This window comes from Brucella tritici, assembly GCF_902825325.1.
Classification (GTDB): Bacteria; Pseudomonadota; Alphaproteobacteria; order Rhizobiales; family Rhizobiaceae; genus Brucella.
The window spans coordinates 33,477-54,568 of the sequence record NZ_CADEAR010000002.1 but is presented as its reverse complement, the minus strand read 5'-3'; the positions used below and the strand labels follow the sequence as shown (position 1 = coordinate 54,568).

The following is a 21,092-nucleotide window of genomic DNA, read 5'->3' as shown; positions in this document are numbered from 1 at the left end:
GGATAAAAACCGCGTGACGGAACAGGTTGTTGGCCCGATTATCGAACTTGAGAACGTTCATCTAACCCTTGGTCACGCCGCCTCATCGGTGCATGTGCTGAAGGGCGTTTCCCTTCATATATCGCAAGGACAGTCGGCTGGCATCGTTGGTCCGTCCGGTTCCGGCAAGTCGACGCTGCTGATGGTTCTGGCCGGTCTCGAGCATGTCGATAACGGAACTGTGAAGATTGCAGGTGAGACGATCAGCCAGATGAGCGAAGATCAGGCCGCTGCTTTCCGCGGTGCCAATATCGGCATCGTGTTCCAGTCCTTTCACCTCATTCCCAATATGACTGCGCTGGAAAATGTCGCGGTGCCGCTGGAACTTGCCGGACGCAGAGATGCGTTCGAGGTGGCGGAGCGCGAATTGCGCGCTGTTGGGCTTGGCGAGCGCCTCACCCATTATCCATCCGAGCTTTCCGGCGGCGAACAGCAGCGCGTTGCGATTGCCCGTGCTCTTGCGCCAAGCCCAAAAATCCTGATCGCCGACGAGCCGACCGGCAATCTCGACACCACGACGGGGCGCCAGATTGCCGATCTTCTGTTCGCCAAGCAGCGTGAAAACGGCCTCACCATGGTGCTCGTCACGCATGACCCGGCGCTTGCGGCGCGCTGCGACATCGAAATCCCGGTGCGCTCGGGCCGGATCGAGGAGCCTGCACAGGGCGGCTCCATTCTCGAATCGCTGGCGGCTGGCGCATGAGTGCAGCAAAGTCGTTCTCGCTTGCTCTCCGCTTTGCGCTGCGTGAAATGCGCGGCGGCCTGTCCGGTTTCTATATTTTCCTCGCCTGTATCGCGCTTGGCGTTGCCGCCATCGGCGGCGTCAATTCGGTGGCGCGGTCGGTCAGCACCGGCATCGCCTCGGAAGGCCAGAGTATTCTGGGCGGCGATGTCAGCTTCGCGCTCAATCAGCGGGAAGCCACAGTGGAAGAGCGCGCCTTCATCGAAAAACAGGGCAGAATGGCGGAGAGCGCTACGATGCGCTCCATGGCGCGCATGCCCGATGGCTCCGACCAGTCGCTGGTCGAGGTGAAGGCTGTCGATGCTGCCTATCCGCTCTATGGCCAGTTGAAGGTCGCACCGGAGCAGTCGCTGGCCGATATGACCGGCGACAAGGATGGCATCTATGGCGCTGCCGTCGCCCAAGACTTTCTCAATCGCATGGGCCTTTCGCTTGGCGCAAAAGTGCTGCTCGGTTCGCAGATGTTTGAATTGCGCGGCCTGATAGAGAGCGAGCCGGACCTGCTTTCGTCGGGCTTCAATTTTGCGCCGCGCTTTCTGGTTTCGCTGGATGGCCTGCGCGCTTCCGGCCTCATCCAGCCGGGTAGCCTTGTCGATCATATCTACAAGGTTGCGCTTCCCGATGGCGCGCCGGATGCAGCAATTGCCGAAGTCAGGCGACAGGCTGCCGCAGATTTCCCCGATGCAGGCTGGAACATTCGCTCCCGCTCCAATGCCGCGCCGGCACTGAGCGCCAATATCGAGCGCTTCTCGCAATTCCTCACGCTGGTGGGGCTGACAGCACTGATCGTCGGCGGTGTAGGCGTTGCCAATGCGGTGCGCGCCTATCTCGACGGCAAGCGCGGCGTGATCGCGACCTTCAAGTCGCTTGGCGCGCCCGCGCGCTTCGCCGTGCTGGTCTATCTCGTGCAGATCATGGTGATCGGCCTGATCGGCATTGTTCTCGGGCTGATACTGGCGGCGATTATCCCCTATGCCGCTGCCATGGCGCTCGCCAATTATCTGCCGGTCGCCGGTGGCGGCGGTTTCTTCCCCGGTGCGCTGGCACTTGCCGCCGTCTTCGGGCTCATTACCACGCTTGCTTTTGCGATCATTCCGCTTGGCAGGGCGCGGGACATTCCGGCAACGGCGCTTTTCCGCGAGCAGGGTTTCGAGCAGCGTGGCCTGCCACCACTGCTATATCTCGGCCTTGCGGTTCTGCTGATTGCTGCACTCGCCGGGCTGGCGCTTTACGTCGCCTATGACCGGCGCATTGCGGCAATCTTCATTGTTTCGGCCATTGCGGCTTTCGGCGTGCTGCGGCTTGTCGCCGATGGCATACGCTGGCTTGCCCGCCGGGTTCGGCGCGTGCGTTCGACAGCGCTTCGGCTGGCAGTGGGTAACATTCATCGTCCCGGCGCGCTCACGCCCTCCGTGGTGCTTTCGCTGGGCCTTGGCCTGACGCTGATGGTGGCAATCGCGCTGATCGATGGCAATCTGCGCCGTCAGGTGACGGAAAACATTCCGGCGCAGGCGCCTGACTTTTTCTTCGTCGATATTCAGAACCGCGACATCGCCGATTTCACCAAGCTGGTCAGCGGTATCGTGCCCGATGGCAAGCTCACCTCCGGTCCGATGCTGCGCGGGCGTATCGTTGCCTTCAACGGCACCAATGTGCGCGACATGACCATCCCGCCGGAAGCAGCCTGGGTGCTGCGCGGCGACCGCGGCATAACCTTTTCCAATACGGTCCCTGAAAACTCGACGCTGACGGAAGGCGAATGGTGGCCAGCCGATTATAGCGGCGAACCGCTGGTGTCCTTCGCGGAGCGTGAAGGCAAGGAACTGGGCCTGAAGCTGGGCGATACGGTGACGGTCAACGTGCTGGGCCGCAACATCAATGCGAAGATCGCAAGTTTCCGGCAGGTTCAGTGGGAAACGCTTGCGATGAACTTCGTGATGGTGTTTTCGCCCAATACCTTTGCCGGTGCGCCAGCGACGTGGCTGGCGACGCTCACCATTCCTGACAGCCAGAAGAACCTTGCGCCTGATGTGCTGCGGCAGGTCACCAAGACATGGCCCGCCGTCACGACCGTCAGTGTGACCGATGCGCTCAATGTCGCGAATGATCTGATCAGCCAGCTTGCAACCGCCATCCGTGCTGCGGCCTCCATCGCGCTGGCTGCCTCTGTTCTGGTGCTGGGCGGAGCGCTCGCAGCCGGTAACCGTGCCCGCGTCCACGACGCAGTGGTGCTGAAGACGCTGGGCGCGACGCGCGGCACGCTGATTTCGGCCTATGTGCTTGAATATATGCTGCTCGGGCTTGCAACGGCGCTCTTCGCACTCGTCGCGGGCAGTGTGGCGGGCTGGTATGTCGTCGTGGAAATCATGAAGCTGAAAGCAAGCTTCCTGCCAGATGTCGCGCTGATGACCGTTGCCATAGCACTGGTACTGACTGTCGGTTTCGGCCTGGCCGGTACATGGCGCGTTCTCGGCCAGAAGCCCGCCCAGGTGCTCAGAACCATATGAACGATTTGTAATAGGGAAGGGTGAGAAAACGTAAGCCGTTGGATATTATGGATAATGCGTTTGCGCTTTCGCATCGCTGCATCACGTTTTTTTACAGGTGGTACTTGTACGCGAAGGCCGAAATCCCCATAATGTCAGGCAGGCATGCTGGGGTCCCGCCAGCGGCGCCTGGAGGCGGCTCGGCCTTTTGAGCGCCCCGACACCGGACGGGACATGGCAAGAGGATTTAAGTCATGGCTGACTTTCGCAATATTCAGGCGCAGCAGAGGCCGGTAGGCGGCGCTCGTGCTGATGCAGGCATCGATCAGGGCCTGCGCAGCTATATGCTCGGCGTCTATAACATGATGGCTATCGGCTTGGCCGTTACCGGCCTTGCCGCATTTGCCGTTGCAGCACTCGCAACGACCACGGACCCGTCCGCAGCCGTCGCGCAGCTCGCCAACGGCAAGATGCTCACCGGTCTCGGTGTGGCGCTCTACACGTCCCCGCTCCGCTGGGTTGTGATGCTTGCGCCGCTCGCGGCAGTGTTCTTCCTGAGCTTCCGCATCGAACGTCTTTCGGTCTCGACCGCTAATGCCGTCTTCTGGGGCTATGCAGCTCTCGTCGGCCTGTCGCTGTCGTCGATCTTCCTGGTCTTTACCGGCCAGAGCATCGTTCGCACCTTCTTCGTGACGGCTGCTTCCTTCGGCGCGCTGTCGCTCTATGGTTACACGACCAAGCGCGACCTGTCCGCCATGGGCTCGTTCCTGATCATGGGCCTGTTCGGCCTGATCCTGGCATCGGTCGTCAACATCTTCCTCGGTTCCACCGCGCTTCAGTTCGCGATCTCGGTGATCGGCGTTCTGATCTTCGCAGGCCTCACCGCCTACGACACGCAGTCGATCAAGGAAATGTACTACGAAGGCGATTCTTCGGATGCGCATGGCCGCAAGGTCGTGATGGGCGCGCTGCGTCTCTACCTCGACTTCATCAACATGTTCACCTTCCTGCTGCAGTTCATGGGCAACCGCGAATAGTCAGCTGAAGAGTGTTTGAAAAAAGGGCAGCGGAAACGCTGCCCTTTTTGCTTTTGTCCATATGATTACTGATGCATGGTGGAAGCCTTATCAAAACACTTTACTCCGGTTCCTCCCATGCCCGTCATTCGTGATTTTCAGCCTGCCGATATCGAAACGATCACCGCAATCTATACGGAGGCCGTTCTGACCGGCGCCGGCTCCTATGAGATCGAGCCGCCGACAATGGACGAAATGGTGAAGCGTTTTGAAGCATTCGTGGAACAGGGCTTTCCGATCCTCGTCGCGGAGGAGGACAGCAGGGTTCTGGGCTATGCCTATGCGAGTTATTTCCGCGTCAGGCCTGCCTATCGCTGGCTTGCGGAGGATTCGATCTATATCGCCCCTGATGCGAAGGGAAAGGGCATAGGCAAGCTCCTTCTGCGCGAACTCATCGAACGTATTGCTGCGTTGGGGTTCCGGCAATTGCTGGCGGTGATCGGCGATGGCGAACACAATATCGGTTCGGTGAAGCTGCATGAGAGCCTTGGCTTCATCCATTGCGGACGTATCGAGGGTTCCGGCTTCAAGCACGGGCGCTGGCTCGATACGGTGCTGATGCAGCTACCGCTCAATGGCGGGCGTTCAATCGAGCCGGGTACGCCGCCGCTTTCATAAGTCATCTTCCTGCTGATTTGCCCGTATGCCTGATTCCTCGACCCTAGATCCTTCGAGACGCCGTTTTCAACGGCTCCTCAGGATGAGGGGGAGTGTAATCTGCAACGTTTAATTCCGCCGTAACGCCCTCACCCTGAGCTTGTCGAAGGGGCGGTTTGAAAAATTGGGTTGTCAAATATCCCTATACGGGGGATCAGCTTTCAACGAGCTTGAGGCTCTTGTCGAACACGCGCAGGACGCGCTCCAGCTCATGGCCACGCTTCATGATAAGCCCGCTTGCGGCGATGACCGAATAGGCCCCCTGTTTATGCGCCAGCTTTGGATTCTTCTCGATGCGGAAAAGCGGTATCTCGCTTGCACGGCGGAAGATGGAGAACACGGCGCGGTCGCTGAGATGGTCGATCGCATAATCGCGCCACGTGCCGGAGGCGACCATGCGGCCATAGATATTCAGGATTTTGCCGAGTTCATGCCGGTTGAAACTGACTGGAGCAGATCGCGTACGGTCGAGAGGAACGACCTTTGGCGAAGCAGACGAGGGGGAAGGGGATGACAAATCCTCATTCGCTGCGCTTGACGTATCCATTTCCTTCCTTTCAGCCTTTTGCAGAGCGCAGACCAAAAACCGGGCAGGCTCAAAAACAAACTGCGCGCGACCGGTTTGGATATTCGGCAATGGCGAAGAAGCGAACCGAACCGGCGCATGACAACAGGGTGATGCTTTTGTGAAGCAATTTCAAGGGGAGGGTTTTGCAGACCGATTCTGGTTGCCGATTATTCACCGGGAAAAGCCCCTATAAATAGGGATTAGAGGCTACATATTAGTTATTCACGAAAAGAGAATGCCTGTTTGCAATGGTGATTGTCGGCCACATTTTCGCCTTGTCAGCTTCGCATTCCAGCCTGATTATGGCTTCAGCATCTACACGTTGCCTGAGACGGTTCGGTTCGGGTATGTCCGACCCCAAGCCCCCCGCCCAAAGGACTGCCCGAGCCGAACCAACCTTTTCCAGCCTCCGCTGAACCAAGTTGCAACACTCGCCCAGAAGCCCAGCACGACATCAGCCCAAATAAAAATCTGTTTGATCCGATCGAAACGCATTTCTCGCTGTAAATTGCAGAAGAGCGACGATGATCGCAGAAAGCTCAGAGGCCGATCGGCTTCTTCTGCTTGAACATGGCCGCGCCATGGATGGGGCCGAGCGAGTTGTCGTCACGGGTCTCCTGTAGCACCACGGCACAGCCCGAAACGTCCTTGCGCTTCAGTTCCGAAGCCGGGATTTCAATCTTCAGCGGCTTGCCATCCCACATGCCAATCGTATTCGTATCGCGAACCGTATTGCGATAGGTGACAGCCTGACCGGCATTTTCACCTTCGGTGATCGGAATGGTCACGGAATCGCGGAAATAGAATAGCACCACATGCACAGGCGCTTCCGGTTTTTTGCCTGCGCCGATTTCAATGGACAGGCGCCCGTCATCGAGCTGTTTGATCGAAACCGGCACATCCAGCTTGTTGGTGGCAATCTGCGCCTGGACGGCTTCACCGTCGCGACCGTTGACTTCCGCCGTGCCATTGATGATGGCCTGCGGCGTATAGATCATACGCGCATTGAAGGAGTTGCGATAAGCGTTCTGCCGGTCGGTGTTTTCCTGGGTGGCAAGCGTGTCGCGCCATCCCATATAATCCCAGTAATTGACGTGGAACGACAGCGCCAGAACATTGGGATCGTCGGCATATTTCGCTAAATTCTGGTCAGCCTGGGGGCAGGACTTGCAGCCTTGGCTGGTGTAGAGCTCCAGAACGGCGGTCTTCTTGTTGCTGTCCTGTGCCTTGGCCTGTCCTTGCATGGAGATGCAGCCCGTGAATGCCAGCCCCAGAACGGCACAGATGCTACGCCAGCCGGGCAGATGCTCGCCGGTGAGCCATGGACCTGTCCCATAGAAGGGGGCGTGGAGTATCACTTCGTTTCATCCTGCAATAATTGTCGCTGACATCTATTATGTAAGAAGTCCTGCAATCAATAGGAATTCACGTTGCGGTGAGATTCGCAGAGGTTGCGAATCTCCTATCAAAATCAGCCACAACAGATTGTGCGGAAACGAGACTGGTTGAACATGAGATCGAGCTTGAGAGAAAAAGCCATCGCAATTTGCGATGAGAAGATAGCGAAAAAGGGCGAGCAGGTCGGTATTTCGTTCTATGCCTTCTTTGCCAACAAGAACACGGAGCCGGAACTGCTCATGGAGGCTGCCGAGTGGTGGATCAAGACCCATACCCTCGATCACTTTGAAAAAGCGGTGAAAGTCAGGGAAATGATCCGTTCAGGCCGATAATGTCCATGTCTGCTCCAAAATAAAAAAGCCGCCGGATTTCTCCGGCGGCTTCTGATTTTTAAACCTGTGCCGATTACGCGGCGAGGTCGCGCAGAACGGTCTGTAGGATGCCGCCGTTCTTCATGTAGTCGAGCTCGTCCAGCGTATCGATGCGGCAGATGAGCGGAACCTTCTTCACCGTGCCATCGGCATAGGTGATGGAAGCTTCGACCTTCTGGCGCGGACGCACATCGGCAAGGCCTTCGATGGTGACGATTTCGTCGCCCTTGAGGCCAAGCGTCTGCCAGCTGGTGCCTTCCTCGAAGACGAAAGGCACAATGCCCATGCCAACGAGGTTGGAGCGGTGGATACGCTCGAAGGACTGTGCGATCACGGCCTTGACGCCGAGCAGGTTGGTGCCCTTGGCAGCCCAGTCACGCGAAGAGCCGTTGCCGTATTCGACACCTGCGAAGACGACGAGCGGCACGCCCTCGGCCTTGTACTGCATGGCAGCATCGTAGATCGAGGTTTCTTCCTTCGACGGATAGTGGATGGTGTAGCCGCCTTCACGTCCGTTTTCGCCCAGCATGTGGTTGCGGATACGGATGTTAGCGAAAGTGCCGCGCATCATCACTTCATGGTTGCCGCGACGCGTACCGTACTGGTTGAAGTCGGCAATGCCGACGCCATGGTCGATGAGGTACTTACCGGCAGGCGACTGTGCCTTGATGGAACCGGCAGGTGAAATGTGGTCGGTCGTGATCTTGTCGCCAAAGAGACCCAGAATGCGGGCACCCTTGACGTCGCCGATCGTGCCAGCCGACTTGCCCATGCCCACGAAGTAAGGCGGGTTCTGCACATAGGTCGAATCATCGTCCCATGCATAGGTCTGGCCTGCAGGAACCTGAACGGCCTGCCAGTTTTCGTCGCCCTTGAACACGTCCGCATATTTCTCCGAGAAAATCTTGCGGGTGACGTTCTTGGCGATGAATTCCTGGATCTCCTGAGAGGAAGGCCAGATGTCGCGGAGGAACACCGGATTTCCGTTCTGGTCTTCGCCGAGCGGCTCCTTGGTCAGGTCCTTGGTGACCGTACCGGCAAGAGCGTGAGCGACGACGAGCGGCGGCGAAGCCAGATAGTTTGCCTGAACGTCCGGCGAAACGCGACCCTCGAAGTTACGGTTACCAGAGAGAACCGCAGCGCCAATCAGACCTTTCTCATTGATGGTCTTGGAGATTGGTGCGGGCAGCGGACCGGAATTGCCGATGCAGGTCGTGCAGCCGAAGCCGACGAGGTTGAAGCCGAGTGCGTCGAGATCCTTCTGGAGGCCAGCGGATTCAAGATAGGCGGCAACGACCTGGGAGCCGGGAGCAAGCGAGGTCTTGACCCAAGGCTTGGTCTTGAGGCCCTTGGCTACTGCATTGCGGGCCAGAAGGCCGGCAGCAATCAGCACGCTCGGGTTCGAGGTGTTGGTGCACGACGTGATGGCGGCAATCACGACGTCGCCGTGGCCGAGATCGTAGTCTTCACCTTCAACTGCATAACGCGTGGTCTGGCCCGTGGTCTTCTTGTACTCGGTTTCGAGCGAGGTTGCGAAACCGGAACCGATACCTTCCAGCGGAATGCGGCCTTCCGGACGCTTCGGACCGGCCATCGACGGAACGACGTCGCCCATGTCGAGTTCGAGAATGTCGGTGAAGACCGGATCGGCTGCACCCTTGTCACGCCACATGCCCTGCGCACGGCAATAAGCTTCGACCAGTTCGATGCGATGCTCGTCGCGGCCGGTGGTGTTCATGTAGTTCAGCGTTTCGCGGTCAACCGGGAAGAAGCCGCAGGTCGCGCCATATTCCGGACCCATATTGGCGATGGTTGCGCGATCGGCGAGCGTCATGTTTTCGAGGCCTTCGCCGAAGAACTCGACGAACTTGCCGACAACGCCCTTCTTGCGCAGCATCTGCGTGACGGTGAGAACGAGGTCGGTCGCGGTCACGCCTTCCTTGATCTTGCCGGTCAGGCGGAAGCCGACGACTTCCGGCAGAAGCATGGAAACCGGCTGGCCGAGCATGGCCGCTTCAGCTTCGATGCCGCCAACACCCCAGCCCAGAACGCCAAGGCCGTTGACCATGGTGGTGTGGCTGTCGGTGCCGACGCAGGTGTCGGGATAGGCAACGGTTTCGCCGTCTTCTTCCTTGGTCCAGACAGCCTGGGCCAGATATTCGAGGTTCACCTGATGGCAGATGCCGGTGCCCGGAGGAACGACGCGGAAGTTCTTGAATGCCTGCTGGCCCCACTTGAGGAAGCGGTAGCGTTCGCCATTGCGCTGATATTCGAGGTCCACATTGGCCTTGAATGCGCTTGGATTGCCGAATTCGTCGACGATGACCGAATGGTCGATGACGAGATCGACGGGAACGAGCGGGTTGATCTTTTCCGGATCGCCGCCGAGCGCCTTGAGGCCGTCGCGCATGGCTGCAAGATCAACGACGGCAGGAACGCCGGTGAAGTCCTGCATCAGCACGCGGGCCGGACGGTAGGCGATTTCCGCGCCTGCGGAACCACGGTCGTTCAGCCACTTGGCAACGGCTTCGATGTCCGACTTCTTGACGGAGCGGTCGTCCTCGAAGCGGAGCAGGTTCTCGAGCAGAACCTTCATGGAGAAGGGAAGCTTGGAAACGCCTTCGAGGCCGTTCTTTTCGGCTTCGGTCAGGCTGTAATAAACATAATCCTTACCGCCCACGGTAAGGGTTTTGCGGCATTTAAAACTGTCGATGTGCGACACTGCGTTCGTCCTTCATGCTACTGGCCGGAAAACCAGGACGAACGCCTCTGCTGCGTTTCAAGGACGCGCCAAGGTGCGGGTGCAGTCATTTCCGCTGTCCGTCCCGATGCCTGCGTCCTTAAGGGCAACAGGTTGAGATCGGCCAAAAATGGTTTCCACGCCGACCGCTGGCGTGGTAGCCCTCATATAGAGAGTTTTCTAAAACGATTCCAGACAGAATATCGTGAATTCGGCCCCTTGCGGCGAAATGTTGCGATGCCTTTCCATAGATCTTCCGGGGTTCCGGTTCTATTGGTCTGGCAATTATCCATCGGGGCTTAGAGGGTATTAAATGCGGCTTGAAGCCGAAAATCTGGCGGGCGAAAGAGGCGGCGAAACGATTTTCGCTGGCCTGTCTTTTGCGCTCAGTGAAGGCGAGGCGCTGGTGGTGACCGGACCCAACGGCTCCGGCAAGTCCACGCTGCTGCGAATCATCTGCGGCCTGCTTCAGCCCGAAGCAGGCAAGGTTGAGCTTCGCGAGGATGGCACAGTTTTGCCGGTGCGCGCCGCCTGCCATTACCTCGGGCACCAGAATGCGATGAAACCGGCGCTCAGCGTGCGTGAAAACCTGTCCTTCTGGCAGAAGTTCAACGGTGCCGCGCAAGCGGAGATCGATGAGGCGCTGGAAGCCGTCGATCTGCCCGGCGTGGAGCATCTGCCGTTCGGTTATCTGTCGACGGGGCAGAAGCGCCGTGTTTCCATCGCCAAGCTTCTGGTCAGCCATCGTCCGCTCTGGATTGTCGACGAGCCGACCGCCGGTCTCGACAAGGCGTCCGAAGCCCGCTTTGCGGAAATAATGCGCGGGCATATGCGGGAAGGCGGCATGATCGTCGCCGCAACGCATATTCCTCTTGGCCTTGAAGGCGTCAGCGCGTTCGACATGGCCGCCTGTTCAGTTGAGGCTGCCTGATGCTGGCGCTTTTCCTGAGAGACATGCGCCTCAGTTTCCGCGCCGGTGGCGGCGCGCTGATCGGCATATTGTTCTTCCTCGCGGTCATTGCCGTCATGCCCTTCGGCGTGGGGCCTGATCTCAATCTTCTGGCGCGCATAGGCCCCGCCATACTGTGGATCGGCGCATTGCTGGCAACGCTTCTGGGGCTCGACCGGCTGTTTCAGGCTGACCGGGAGGACGGCTCGCTCGACCTGCTGCTGATCGGCGCGGACAGCCACGTGCTGGCCTTCACGGTTTTTGTGAAGTGCGTGGCCCATTGGGTGGCGAGCGTGCTGCCGCTGGTGATCGCATCGCCGATGCTGGGCCTGTTCATGAACATGGACGCATCGGCAATCGGCGCAACATCGCTGACGCTTCTGGTGGGAACGCCCGCCATCGCCTTCATTGGCGCTGTGGGTGCAGCCCTTGCCGTGGCGCTGCCGCGTGGCGGGTTGCTGGTGTCGGTGATCGTTCTGCCACTCACCATTCCGGTGCTCATTTTCGGTGTATCAGCTTCGCATGGAGCGACAGTAGACAATGCGCCTTTTCTGGCGCCATTCCTTATTCTTGCAGCACTCACCCTGTTCTTTGCCGTCCTCGGGCCTCTGGCCGCGAGCGCAGCGCTGAAAAGTTCGGCGGATTGACGCAGTTGATTACGGTCAATTGAACGGTACGGGGGCGGAAGGTAAGTATAGGCCATGGAAAAAGACATGACCAAAGACGCCGTTAAAACCACGAGCTGGCTCGATCTGGCCAATCCCACGCGGTTCCTTGCCTTTGCAGGCAAGGTCTTGCCATGGCTGGCCGTGCTTTCGGTGCTGTTTCTGGCAGCAGGCCTCTATATGGTCTTCGTCCAGTCGCCGGAGGACTATCAGCAGGGCATGACGGTACGCATCATGTATATCCATGTGCCTTTCGCATGGCTTTCCATGATGTGCTACTCGATCATGGCCGTTTCGGCGCTGGGCACGCTGGTCTGGCGGCATCCGCTGGCCGATGTCTCGATCCGTGCAGCCGCTCCGCTCGGCGCCGTCTTCACTACGCTTGCGCTGGCCACAGGTTCGCTCTGGGGCAAGCCGATGTGGGGCACATGGTGGGTGTGGGATGCGCGGCTGACTTCGGTTTTCGTGCTATTCCTGATGTATCTTGGCATTATCGCGCTGTCGCGCGCCATGGACGATCCGGCAAAAAGCGCCAGACCTGTGGCTGTGCTCACGCTGGTCGGCTTCATCAATATTCCGATCATCAAATTCTCGGTCGACTGGTGGAACACATTGCACCAGCCCGCGTCCGTTTTCCGCATGGACGGTCCGACCATCGATGCATCCATGCTGCGCCCGCTTTTCGTGATGGCTATCGGCTTCTCGCTTCTGTTTTTCACTCTGCACATGATGGCCATGCGCAATGAAATCTGGCGTCGTCGCGTCGCGTCGATGAAAAAGCTTGCCGCACGGAATGCCGACCGCAATCGCAAGGCACAGGAGGGCGTAATATGAACCATCTCGGCTTTGTTCTCGCCTCGTATGGCATCACGGTCGCGGCACTCGTCGTCACCATTGGCTGGATATTGATCGATCAGCGTATCCAGAAAAACGAACTGAAGCGGCTTGAGGCGCAGGGCGTGCGCCGCCGTTCTGCAAAAGCCCCCGGTAAAGCACAATGACGGAAACGACCGAGAAGCCAGTCGCGCCGAAAAAGCGCTCAACATGGGTTGCCCTGCTGCCGCTGGCGATTTTCGTCGGACTGGCGGCGGTGTTTGCGGTCCAGCTTCTGTCGGGCAAGGACAATACGACGATACCTTCCGCGCTGATCGGCAAGGATGCGCCGCAGACGAACCTGCCGCCCGTTGAGGGGCTGGTGCGTGATGGCGCGCCTGTTCCCGGCCTCAACAGCGACGATTTTAAGGGCAAGCTGACACTGGTGAATGTCTGGGGATCGTGGTGCGTTCCCTGTCGTCAGGAGCACCCGCTCTTGACGGAAATCGCCAAGGACGAACGTATCCGCGTGGTTGGCCTCAATTACAAGGACCAGCCGGAAAATGCGCGCCGTTTCTTAGGCGATCTCGGTAATCCCTTTGCCGCTGTCGGTGCCGACCGCGCCGGGCGCTCAGCCATCGAATGGGGCGTCTACGGGGTGCCGGAAACCTTCCTCGTCGATGAGACAGGCAAGATCGCCTACAAGCATGTCGGCCCGTTTACGCCGGAGTCAGTGAAGAACGATCTGATGCCTGCGGTGGAGAAGGTGCTTCGGAAATAGCGGTTTATTTTAAGTCGTTTCGCAGTTGCTCAAGCATTGCGGGTGTCAGTCCTAAGGATTCATAATCGCAATATTCATCCAGTAAGTTTTTTGAATTTTGTTTGAAATTCGGAATATCAATTCTGTTATTTTTATCGATGCCTTGCGTTTTCGAAAATAGATCGAATCCCGCATATACTGATATGCGACCAATTCTAAACGATATTTCTTCCTCTCGATTTTGTGACGTGATTGATATTGGGTCTAATATAAATCCTGTCGGTAGTGTTCCTATATCGAAATCCAGCGGAGAGATTTTATTGCTATCTAAAGCGTCGTAATACTGTTTGCTAAAATCATAACCTCGTTGAGTGGCCTTTGAAGCTAGAAAGAAACCGACGGATGAGGGGCGTCGCGCCTGTCCAGTATTTTGAATTAGTATAGAGCATTGGAAATACCGAACTGCTTTTGAGGGCAGTTCCATATAATCCTTTTTGGTGAGTTCTTCACCATAGGTCGCTCTCATTGAAAATATACATATTGCTCCAATTGCTAATAATTTTTTTCTGGAATTCATCGATTTCGCACCTATCTACTTCGAAAGAAAAAGGGCTCCGAAGAGCCCTTAGTAAAATACTTTGTTACAAAATCAATCCGGCAGTTTCCGGACCGCACCCTTGGCAGCACTGGTTGCCATTGAGGCATAGGCCTTCAGCGCGGTGGAAACCTTGCGCTTGCGTTCCTCTGCTGGCTTCCAGCCCGCTGCATCCTGCTCGGCGCGGCGTTCTGCCAGCGTTGCGTCGTCCACGGCGAGGTGAATTTTGCGGTTCGGAATGTCGATATCGATGATATCGCCTTCGCGCACCAGACCGATCGTGCCGCCTTCGGCTGCTTCCGGCGATACGTGGCCGATCGAGAGGCCCGAAGAGCCGCCCGAGAAGCGTCCGTCGGTGATGAGCGCGCAAGCCTTGCCGAGACCCTTCGACTTCAGATAGCTGGTCGGATAGAGCATTTCCTGCATGCCAGGGCCGCCGCGCGGGCCTTCATAGCGGATCAGCACAATGTCGCCCGGCTTGATCTTGCCGTTCAGAATGCCGAGTACAGCCGAATCCTGGCTTTCAAAGATGCGGGCAGGGCCGGAGAATTTCAGGATGGAATCGTCCACGCCTGCCGTCTTCACGATGCAGCCGTCTTCGGCCAGATTGCCGTAAAGTACCGCCAGACCGCCATCCTGACTGAATGCATGTTCCTTGGAGCGGATGACGCCCTTTTCACGGTCAGAATCCACGCTGTCAAAGCGGCGCTCCTGAGAGAAGGCAACCTGCGTTGGCACGCCACCGGGGGCAGCCGAATAGAACTTGTGCACCATTTCGCTGTTGGTGCGGGTCACGTCCCAATGATCGAGCGCCTTACCCATTGTTTCACTATGGACGGTCGGCAGATCGGTGTTGATGAGGCCCGCCTTTTCGAGCTGGCCCAGAATACCCATGATGCCGCCAGCGCGATGAACGTCTTCCATATGAACGGAGGCGACGGCAGGCGCGACCTTGCAGAGCACCGGCACGCGGCGCGACAGGCGGTCGATGTCGGCCATGGTGAAGTCAATCTCGGCTTCCTGTGCGGCAGCGAGAAGATGCAGAACCGTATTGGTCGAACCGCCCATGGCGATATCGAGCGTCATGGCGTTTTCAAAAGCCGGGAAGCTCGCAATTGAGCGCGGCAGCACGCTCTCGTCGTTCTGCTCGTAATAACGGCGGGCGAGATCGACAACCAGATGACCGGCTTCCACGAAGAGGCGCTTGCGGTCGGCATGGGTTGCGAGCGTCGAGCCATTGCCCGGCAGCGACAGGCCGAGCGCTTCGGTGAGGCAGTTCATCGAGTTTGCGGTAAACATGCCCGAGCACGAACCGCAGGTCGGGCAGGCGGAGCGCTCGATGGCCTTGACCTGATCATCGGTGTAATGATCGTCGGCAGCGGCAACCATCGCATCCACGAGGTCGAGCTTCTTGACCTGATCGTCCCAGACGACCTTGCCTGCTTCCATCGGACCGCCAGAAACGAACACGACCGGGATATTGAGGCGCAGAGCGGCCATCAGCATGCCGGGGGTGATCTTGTCGCAATTGGAAATGCAGACCATCGCATCGGCGCAATGCGCATTGACCATATATTCGACCGAGTCGGCGATGAGTTCCCGCGACGGCAGCGAATAGAGCATGCCGTCATGGCCCATGGCGATACCGTCATCGACCGCAATGGTGTTGAATTCCTTGGCGACACCGCCAGCGCTTTCGATTTCGCGCGCGACGAGCTGGCCGAGGTCCTTCAGGTGCACGTGGCCGGGCACGAATTGGGTGAACGAGTTCACCACGGCAATAATCGGCTTGCCGAAATCCTCATCCTTCATGCCGGTGGCGCGCCATAGGCCGCGCGCGCCGGCCATGTTGCGACCGTGGGTGGTTGTACGCGAACGATAAGGAGGCATTTTCAAACCTTTTAGGAACTATTCTAATGTGTAACGTCGATATGACAGAACCGTTCCTGTAGAGCAAAGCGCAAATTGCCCCATATCGCCCAATTTTGCCCGGAGTACGGGGAGAGCAGCGGGACCGTTTGCAGGCTTGCAGACAACGGAAAGGGTTCCGGCGTGCGACAGCTTTCGCAGGCACAGACGGGGTAATCTAGCACGTTATTGTTATAAGGCAAAAGATTTTGCGCTGAAAACGTAAGGAAGTTGCTTGGCGTTAAGATGGTGCGCTGGCCATGGCGTTATCGAGCAGGGCATTTGCCGTTTTCATCCGCTGTTCTGCAGCGGGACGAAACTCTTCCGGCAGACGGTCGGGATGATTGCTGGCGGCAAAGCTGCGTCGGCGCCGTTGCAGTTCGGCACGCTTCAAACCCGGCTGTAAATCCAGCTCCTGGCGGATCGCATCCGGGGACTGCTTCTGCATGCGCGCTTCTATTGCCAGCCTTTCCCGGTCAGGTGCGGGCGCAGTCTCGGGCGGGCTTTCAATGTCGAACAGGCGCTGCAGGCCATCGGGCTGGCGTTCGGTTGCGGGCGTATCGCTGAACTCTGCAGAAAAAACGGTCGAAGCAAACCCGAATTGCGGTCCGCGAATATCGTCCGCCTGGCCTGTGTCGGCCTCGACTTCCTTCAGCACTGTTGCGAAATCGGGAAATGTCGGCCGCATCCGGCCTCTCAAGCCATGTGCGAAGCAAGAGCGGAGGCCAGAGCGCGCGTCAGCACGGATGGCGGGATCGGCTTCTGGAAGACAGGCACTTGCGGATAGCGCGCTGCAAGGCGGGCAGGCAGTCCGCCGCCGCTATGGATGACGACGAAGATATGGCGGCTCATCAACCAGTCCAGCACAGCTTCCACATCGCCATCGGCAAGGTTCACATCGAGAATGGCGGCGTCGACCTGATTGCGGTTGATGATATCTATTGCTTGCCGGACGGTTCCGACCGGACCGAGAACGGTTCCGTTCGCGTCCTCGACAGTCGCGGCGACGTCGAGGGCGACGAAAATCTCGTCTTCCACCACTAATACCCGCCGCTGTCCAAGATCATTCATCACTTGTCTCGCTGCCTCCCTTTTTGAGGTAAGCCCTTCACGCAAGAAATGCGCGAGCGCAAGCAGAGGTTCCCTTCGCCGACATGATAATTCGTTAATGGTGAATCAAACCTTTACCGGCTTTCTATCGGCTTGGGGCCGATGTCAGAAGGCAGTAAAGGTCAGCGTCGTCAGCGAGCGGACAATATTGGGAATGTCAAAGACATTCTCGTTCATGAACTTGCCGATATCCTGATCTTCGGCGATGTAGATTTTTGCCAGAAGGTCGAATTCGCCGCTGGTGGAATAAAGCTCGGAGACGATTTCACGCTGAAAGAGCGTATCGGCTACCTCATAGGTTTTACCGGGCGTGCACTGCAGTTGCAGGAAAACGGGCTTCATGTCTCTTCCTTTCGCGACGGGACTGCGTGGCGCATATGATAGCGCATATCACGGCAATGTTTGCAGGTTACAAACACGGACGGCCTGATGAAATCAAGAGCGAAAGCACGGTGAGTTACGGCCTCGCGTCTTGCAGGCCTGCCCGGTACGCATGGCGGGTTCACAGAACGTTTTCAATTTACTCAATTGTAATTTTCTTGAGAGGACGCAATAAGACTTCTCCCAGAAATTGTAATTTGCGCGCCCGATTATATGAAGTTCGTACTCCCCGCCGTTCTGCTGCTGTTCTCGCTTGCCTTTTTTACGGCGTGGTTTTCCGATCGCGGCCGCAAGTTTCTGCTGTCCTGCGGCGCGTGTTTCCTGCTGATCGGTATCGCCATGCTGGTCCAGCTCGGCAATTTTCCTGCGAACGACAATCTGAACACAGTGCTTTCGTCGGCATTTTATGTCGGGGGCACGCTGGTCGGCGGATATGGCATTCTGCAGCGGAGCGGTCTGCGGCTTACATCTGCCTTCTACATATTGAGTTTCGCGCTCATCGTCGGCGGTGTCTGGTATTATTGCTATATCGAGCCAAATCTTCTGTCGCGGGTCTACGTGCTCAATCTGGGCATGGCGACGCTGATCCTTTCTTTTGCCTGGCAGGCACGGTGTCTGTTCAAGGGATCGCTGGTCGACAAGCTTTTGCTGGTCATGCTCGTTCTGGTGGCATTGCAATTCGTGCCGCGCACGCTTCTGACTGCCCGCTCCCTGCTTGGCGATGTCGATGGCGACGATTTCGCGATGACGGTCTTCTGGCAATGGACAGTCTTTTCCACTGCCATCGCCGCCGTTCTCACTGGCTTCGCCTTGCTGGCCGCTGCCGGTTACGACCGTATCGGCGAGCTATCGCGCGAACGCGACAGCGATCCCTTGACGGGACTTCTCAACCGGCGCGGGCTGGAAATGCGCTATAACGCACTTTTGCAAGCGAAAAAGGGCGTTCCGGGCTGGGTCGCCGTTTGCGATATCGATTACTTCAAGGCGCTGAACGACGCTTATGGTCACGCGGCAGGCGACGCGGTTCTGAAGGAGTTCGCAGGAATCCTGCGCAAGCTTATCGGCGAAAGACCGTTGATTGCACGTACAGGCGGCGAGGAATTCGTGATCTGTGTTGATGATATGCATGCCGATAACCTCTTCCAGCTTATGGAAGGCGTACGGCAGAATATCGAGAGACACCGGTTCCAGCGACTCGCAAAGGAAACCAGCGTCACATGCAGCATCGGCTGTGTTCGTCTGCCGGAACAGGGTGATTTCTGGCAGGCCGTCGATAAGGCCGACAAAATCCTCTACGCCGCCAAGAAAGAAGGGCGCAACCGCACCTATGTGGAAGGGCTGAGCGCGAACAGCGACGATTAATTCATACGTAGGGACGAATTTTGGGGATGGCGGTTTTTATGGTTGGCCTTCGATAACTTTCCGGTGATGATCCGTACATTGCCGCAAATCATGCTTATTATCGCCGCTGATAATTTGAGCACCTCGAGGAGTTCCCGAAAGTCCGATGAAATTCATGCCCGTTGTGTTGCCTGCGTCCGCTATTGTCAGTCTCATCTTCCTTTGTCTGGCGGTTTCCCCGTCTTTCGCGATGAACGCCTCTGAAAAGGCCCAGCTTGAGAAGCTCGATCCGGCAACCCGCCTGGAACAGCGTTGCGATGTGGAAGCCATGGAACGCATCACGCGGGAACAGAAGTTTTCGGTCGACAAGGTTCTGGCCTATGCCTTCTCCGATCCGGTGACCAAAAAGAACTCCATCAAGGCCGATGGCGCAGCCTTCCGCAGCCGGGAGCACTGGTACAAGCTGTCCTTCGTCTGCAAGACGGATGAGGAACATATCAATATTGTTTCCTTCCGCTATGACATCGGCGATGAAGTGCCCCAGAACCAGTGGGACAAGCATTACCTCGTACCGTAATGAAATCTTCTATTCTTCCGAATCGTCTGAACGACAGGCTGAAAGTAGCATCACTTCCTTGGCGGTGTGATCGGCTTCGAGGTGACTCAACACGGCCTGACCGTCCTTGTCGTTCCAGCGGTAGCTGTCCTGTTCATCGATGGCGACATATTTCTTGAGATTGTCGTGCCATTGTAGCGCAATCATCTTGCCTTCAGCATCGAGGACGGCAAATCCGGGCGCGCTGCCATTGCGGATATAGGTGACAGGCACGACGACCCCGCGTTCGCAGATATAATCGACCCGCTCTATGGGGTTCACGTCCTGAGCTTGCGCTGAAACGGACGGTGCAAACAGCATCGCCGGACCTGCCGCAATCAAGAAAAGGGTACCGAGGTAACGCTTGCCATATGCCATGTGAAAAATCCTCTGGTCAGCCAATCAATACAGGAAAAATACCCCTTCAGTGATATCGTTCAAGAGCGATTATGGAGCATGATATGGTTGCAATAGGGCTGCGAAAAATAATCATCAGGCTGCCGAGATTTCCTGCAACCGAAACAAGTTTCGCCCGTTGTTAGCCTGCCGGTCGTGAGACTGGCCGAGGCCCGGATGAATACTTGCCCCCCGCAACCCCAGTCCGGGCCTCACCTCCATGGGTAGTTGGTCCTGTCGGGCAGCAATAGTGCACGTTCTAAACTTTGCGTCCAAGGGCGGCTTATGAAGCCAGGCGGAAAAAATATTTCGCAATGGCTGACAGGGGAGAGTAGATTTTTCGAAGTCGTTTCAAATAACGACCGGCTTGTGGCATCCTGTCTTCAAAGAGCTCTGATACTGTCTTGGCCAATGAACCATGGAGGCGGTCATGAAGATATCGAGATTTTCACTCACTTTGGCAGCATTGGTGGCTGCGGCTTCGCTGACTGGAACGGTTCAGGCAAGCTTCGCCGATCAGACGCTTCTGAACGTGTCCTACGATCCGACGCGTGAACTTTACAAGGATTACAACGCCGCTTTTGCTTCCCACTGGAAGGCTGAAACCGGCGAAACCGTCACCATTCGCGTATCCCATGGTGGGTCGGGCAAGCAGGCGCGCTCCGTGATCGACGGCATCAAGGCCGATGTGGTTACACTGGCGCTTGAAAGCGATATCGATGCCATTGCCGAGCTTTCGGGCAAGATCGACAAGGACTGGCGCAAGCGCCTGCCCAACAATTCGGCTCCCTATACGTCAACCATCGTCTTCCTTGTGCGCAAGGGCAATCCCAAGGGCATCAAGGACTGGGGCGATCTGGTGAAGGACGGTGTCGAGGTCATCACGCCGAACCCGAAGACGTCCGGCGGCGCACGCTGGAACTATCTCGCCGCCTGGGCATGGGCCTACAAGCAATACGGTGGCGACGAGCAGAAGATCAAGGATTACATCGGCGAACTGTTCCGCCATGTGCCTGTGCTCGACACCGGCGCGCGTGGCTCGACGACCACTTTCGTGCAGCGCCAGCTCGGCGATGTACTGCTTGCCTGGGAAAACGAAGCCTATCTCTCGGTCGCGGAATTTGGCGAGGATGCATTCGACATCGTCGTTCCGCCGCAGTCCATTCTGGCTGAACCTCCAGTCGCGGTGGTGGACAAGAATGCCGAGGAAAACGGCACCACCAAGCTGGCACAGGCTTATCTCGAATATCTGTACTCGCCGGAAGGACAGGCGCTTGCCGCCAAGCATTTCTACCGTCCGTCGAAGCCTGACATCATCCCCGCCGACAAGCAGCGCAAGTTTCCGGACTTGACGCTGGTGACGATCGATGATCCGATTTTCGGCGGATGGGCCAAGGCACAGCCCTATCATTTTGGCGATGGAGGAACGTTCGACCAGCTCTACAAACCGGGAAAATAATCCGGAATTCGAGAGCGATCAGTAAGATCAAATACTGAAGAGG

The 21,092-nt window shown here is 57.5% G+C and carries 22 protein-coding genes; 13 read left to right on the top strand and 9 right to left on the bottom strand.

Translation table 11 applies throughout. The features are described 5' to 3' along the window. Window positions 1-13: 13 nt before the first annotated feature. From HWX93_RS02435 to HWX93_RS02420, 4 genes are all read left to right on the top strand, one after another. Entirely contained in the window at window positions 14-742 is a 729-nt protein-coding gene (locus tag HWX93_RS02435; RefSeq protein WP_109989217.1) for an ABC transporter ATP-binding protein, read from the top strand. Beyond that, window positions 739-3,288 (top strand): ABC transporter permease, encoded by a 2,550-nt coding sequence (locus HWX93_RS02430; RefSeq protein WP_176036392.1) that lies wholly within the window; start codon window positions 739-741, stop codon window positions 3,286-3,288. Before HWX93_RS02435 ends, HWX93_RS02430 begins: the two co-directional genes overlap by 4 nt. Window positions 3,289-3,521: 233 nt before the next feature. After that, the gene (locus tag HWX93_RS02425) at window positions 3,522-4,304 is read left to right on the top strand and encodes a Bax inhibitor-1/YccA family protein (RefSeq protein ID WP_011982324.1); all 783 of its coding nucleotides are present in this window, start codon (window positions 3,522-3,524) and stop codon (window positions 4,302-4,304) included. Window positions 4,305-4,421: 117 nt separating this feature from the next. Then, a complete protein-coding gene (locus HWX93_RS02420; protein ID WP_176036391.1) occupies window positions 4,422-4,961 on the top strand; it encodes a GNAT family N-acetyltransferase in 540 nt (179 codons plus the stop codon). 193 nt (window positions 4,962-5,154) lie between these two features. On the opposite strand, the gene HWX93_RS02415 is transcribed toward HWX93_RS02420, so the two are convergent. Both HWX93_RS02415 and HWX93_RS02410 read right to left on the bottom strand, forming a co-directional pair. Continuing rightward, a complete protein-coding gene (locus HWX93_RS02415) occupies window positions 5,155-5,547 on the bottom strand; it encodes a DUF2794 domain-containing protein (protein ID WP_109989220.1) in 393 nt (130 codons plus the stop codon). Between the two features lie 560 nt (window positions 5,548-6,107). Continuing rightward, the gene (locus HWX93_RS02410; RefSeq protein WP_176036619.1) at window positions 6,108-6,842 is read right to left on the bottom strand and encodes a DUF1223 domain-containing protein; all 735 of its coding nucleotides are present in this window, start codon (window positions 6,840-6,842) and stop codon (window positions 6,108-6,110) included. A 237-nt stretch (window positions 6,843-7,079) separates the two neighbouring features. Between HWX93_RS02410 and HWX93_RS02405 the strand changes: the two genes are divergently transcribed. Next, on the top strand, window positions 7,080-7,298 hold the full coding sequence (locus HWX93_RS02405; RefSeq protein ID WP_061344782.1) for a DUF6500 family protein: 219 nt from the start codon (window positions 7,080-7,082) through the stop codon (window positions 7,296-7,298). 73 nt (window positions 7,299-7,371) lie between these two features. On the opposite strand, the gene acnA is transcribed toward HWX93_RS02405, so the two are convergent. Further along, entirely contained in the window at window positions 7,372-10,059 is a 2,688-nt protein-coding gene (acnA, locus tag HWX93_RS02400) for an aconitate hydratase AcnA (protein WP_176036390.1), read from the bottom strand. Window positions 10,060-10,390: 331 nt separating this feature from the next. On the opposite strand from acnA, the gene ccmA reads away from it, so the two are divergent. From ccmA to HWX93_RS02375, 5 genes are all read left to right on the top strand, one after another. Beyond that, complete coding sequence (gene ccmA / locus HWX93_RS02395) at window positions 10,391-11,008, top strand: heme ABC exporter ATP-binding protein CcmA (RefSeq protein WP_176036389.1); 618 nt, start codon at window positions 10,391-10,393, stop codon at window positions 11,006-11,008. Then, window positions 11,008-11,673 (top strand): heme exporter protein CcmB, encoded by a 666-nt coding sequence (gene ccmB / locus HWX93_RS02390; protein ID WP_176036388.1) that lies wholly within the window; start codon window positions 11,008-11,010, stop codon window positions 11,671-11,673. The genes ccmA and ccmB overlap by 1 nt, the downstream gene beginning before the upstream one ends. A gap of 66 nt (window positions 11,674-11,739) precedes the next feature. Further along, a complete protein-coding gene (locus tag HWX93_RS02385) occupies window positions 11,740-12,525 on the top strand; it encodes a heme ABC transporter permease (RefSeq protein ID WP_176036387.1) in 786 nt (261 codons plus the stop codon). Continuing rightward, window positions 12,522-12,692 (top strand): heme exporter protein CcmD, encoded by a 171-nt coding sequence (gene ccmD, locus HWX93_RS02380; RefSeq protein WP_061344787.1) that lies wholly within the window; start codon window positions 12,522-12,524, stop codon window positions 12,690-12,692. Before HWX93_RS02385 ends, ccmD begins: the two co-directional genes overlap by 4 nt. Beyond that, window positions 12,689-13,285 carry a DsbE family thiol:disulfide interchange protein gene (locus HWX93_RS02375; RefSeq protein ID WP_176036386.1) on the top strand — a complete coding sequence of 199 codons (597 nt, stop codon included), beginning with the start codon at window positions 12,689-12,691 and terminating at the stop codon, window positions 13,283-13,285. Before ccmD ends, HWX93_RS02375 begins: the two co-directional genes overlap by 4 nt. Before the next feature lie 4 nt (window positions 13,286-13,289). Here HWX93_RS02375 and HWX93_RS02370 read toward each other — a convergent pair whose 3' ends face one another. The 5 genes from HWX93_RS02370 to HWX93_RS02350 form a co-directional block, all read right to left on the bottom strand. After that, window positions 13,290-13,841, bottom strand: a complete 552-nt coding sequence (locus HWX93_RS02370; RefSeq protein WP_176036385.1) for a hypothetical protein — start codon at window positions 13,839-13,841, stop codon at window positions 13,290-13,292. A 72-nt stretch (window positions 13,842-13,913) separates the two neighbouring features. Further along, window positions 13,914-15,749, bottom strand: coding sequence for a dihydroxy-acid dehydratase (gene ilvD, locus HWX93_RS02365; RefSeq protein WP_176036384.1), 1,836 nt, complete (start codon window positions 15,747-15,749; stop codon window positions 13,914-13,916). Between the two features lie 259 nt (window positions 15,750-16,008). After that, window positions 16,009-16,455 carry a hypothetical protein gene (locus tag HWX93_RS02360; RefSeq protein WP_176036383.1) on the bottom strand — a complete coding sequence of 149 codons (447 nt, stop codon included), beginning with the start codon at window positions 16,453-16,455 and terminating at the stop codon, window positions 16,009-16,011. A gap of 8 nt (window positions 16,456-16,463) precedes the next feature. Continuing rightward, complete coding sequence (locus tag HWX93_RS02355; protein ID WP_176036382.1) at window positions 16,464-16,838, bottom strand: response regulator; 375 nt, start codon at window positions 16,836-16,838, stop codon at window positions 16,464-16,466. 144 nt (window positions 16,839-16,982) lie between these two features. Continuing rightward, a complete protein-coding gene (locus tag HWX93_RS02350) occupies window positions 16,983-17,219 on the bottom strand; it encodes an Lrp/AsnC ligand binding domain-containing protein (protein ID WP_109989229.1) in 237 nt (78 codons plus the stop codon). 252 nt (window positions 17,220-17,471) lie between these two features. On the opposite strand from HWX93_RS02350, the gene HWX93_RS02345 reads away from it, so the two are divergent. Both HWX93_RS02345 and HWX93_RS02340 read left to right on the top strand, forming a co-directional pair. Next, window positions 17,472-18,620: a GGDEF domain-containing protein gene (locus tag HWX93_RS02345; protein WP_109989230.1), complete on the top strand. Its 1,149-nt coding sequence runs from the start codon at window positions 17,472-17,474 to the stop codon at window positions 18,618-18,620. Window positions 18,621-18,765: 145 nt separating this feature from the next. After that, complete coding sequence (locus tag HWX93_RS02340) at window positions 18,766-19,176, top strand: DUF930 domain-containing protein (protein WP_176036381.1); 411 nt, start codon at window positions 18,766-18,768, stop codon at window positions 19,174-19,176. Window positions 19,177-19,185: 9 nt separating this feature from the next. Here the strand turns inward: HWX93_RS02340 and HWX93_RS02335 are convergent, their stop codons facing one another. Continuing rightward, entirely contained in the window at window positions 19,186-19,572 is a 387-nt protein-coding gene (locus HWX93_RS02335) for a hypothetical protein (RefSeq protein WP_109989232.1), read from the bottom strand. Between the two features lie 448 nt (window positions 19,573-20,020). On the opposite strand from HWX93_RS02335, the gene HWX93_RS02330 reads away from it, so the two are divergent. After that, entirely contained in the window at window positions 20,021-21,049 is a 1,029-nt protein-coding gene (locus tag HWX93_RS02330; protein ID WP_109989233.1) for a sulfate ABC transporter substrate-binding protein, read from the top strand. Window positions 21,050-21,092: the final 43 nt, after the last annotated feature.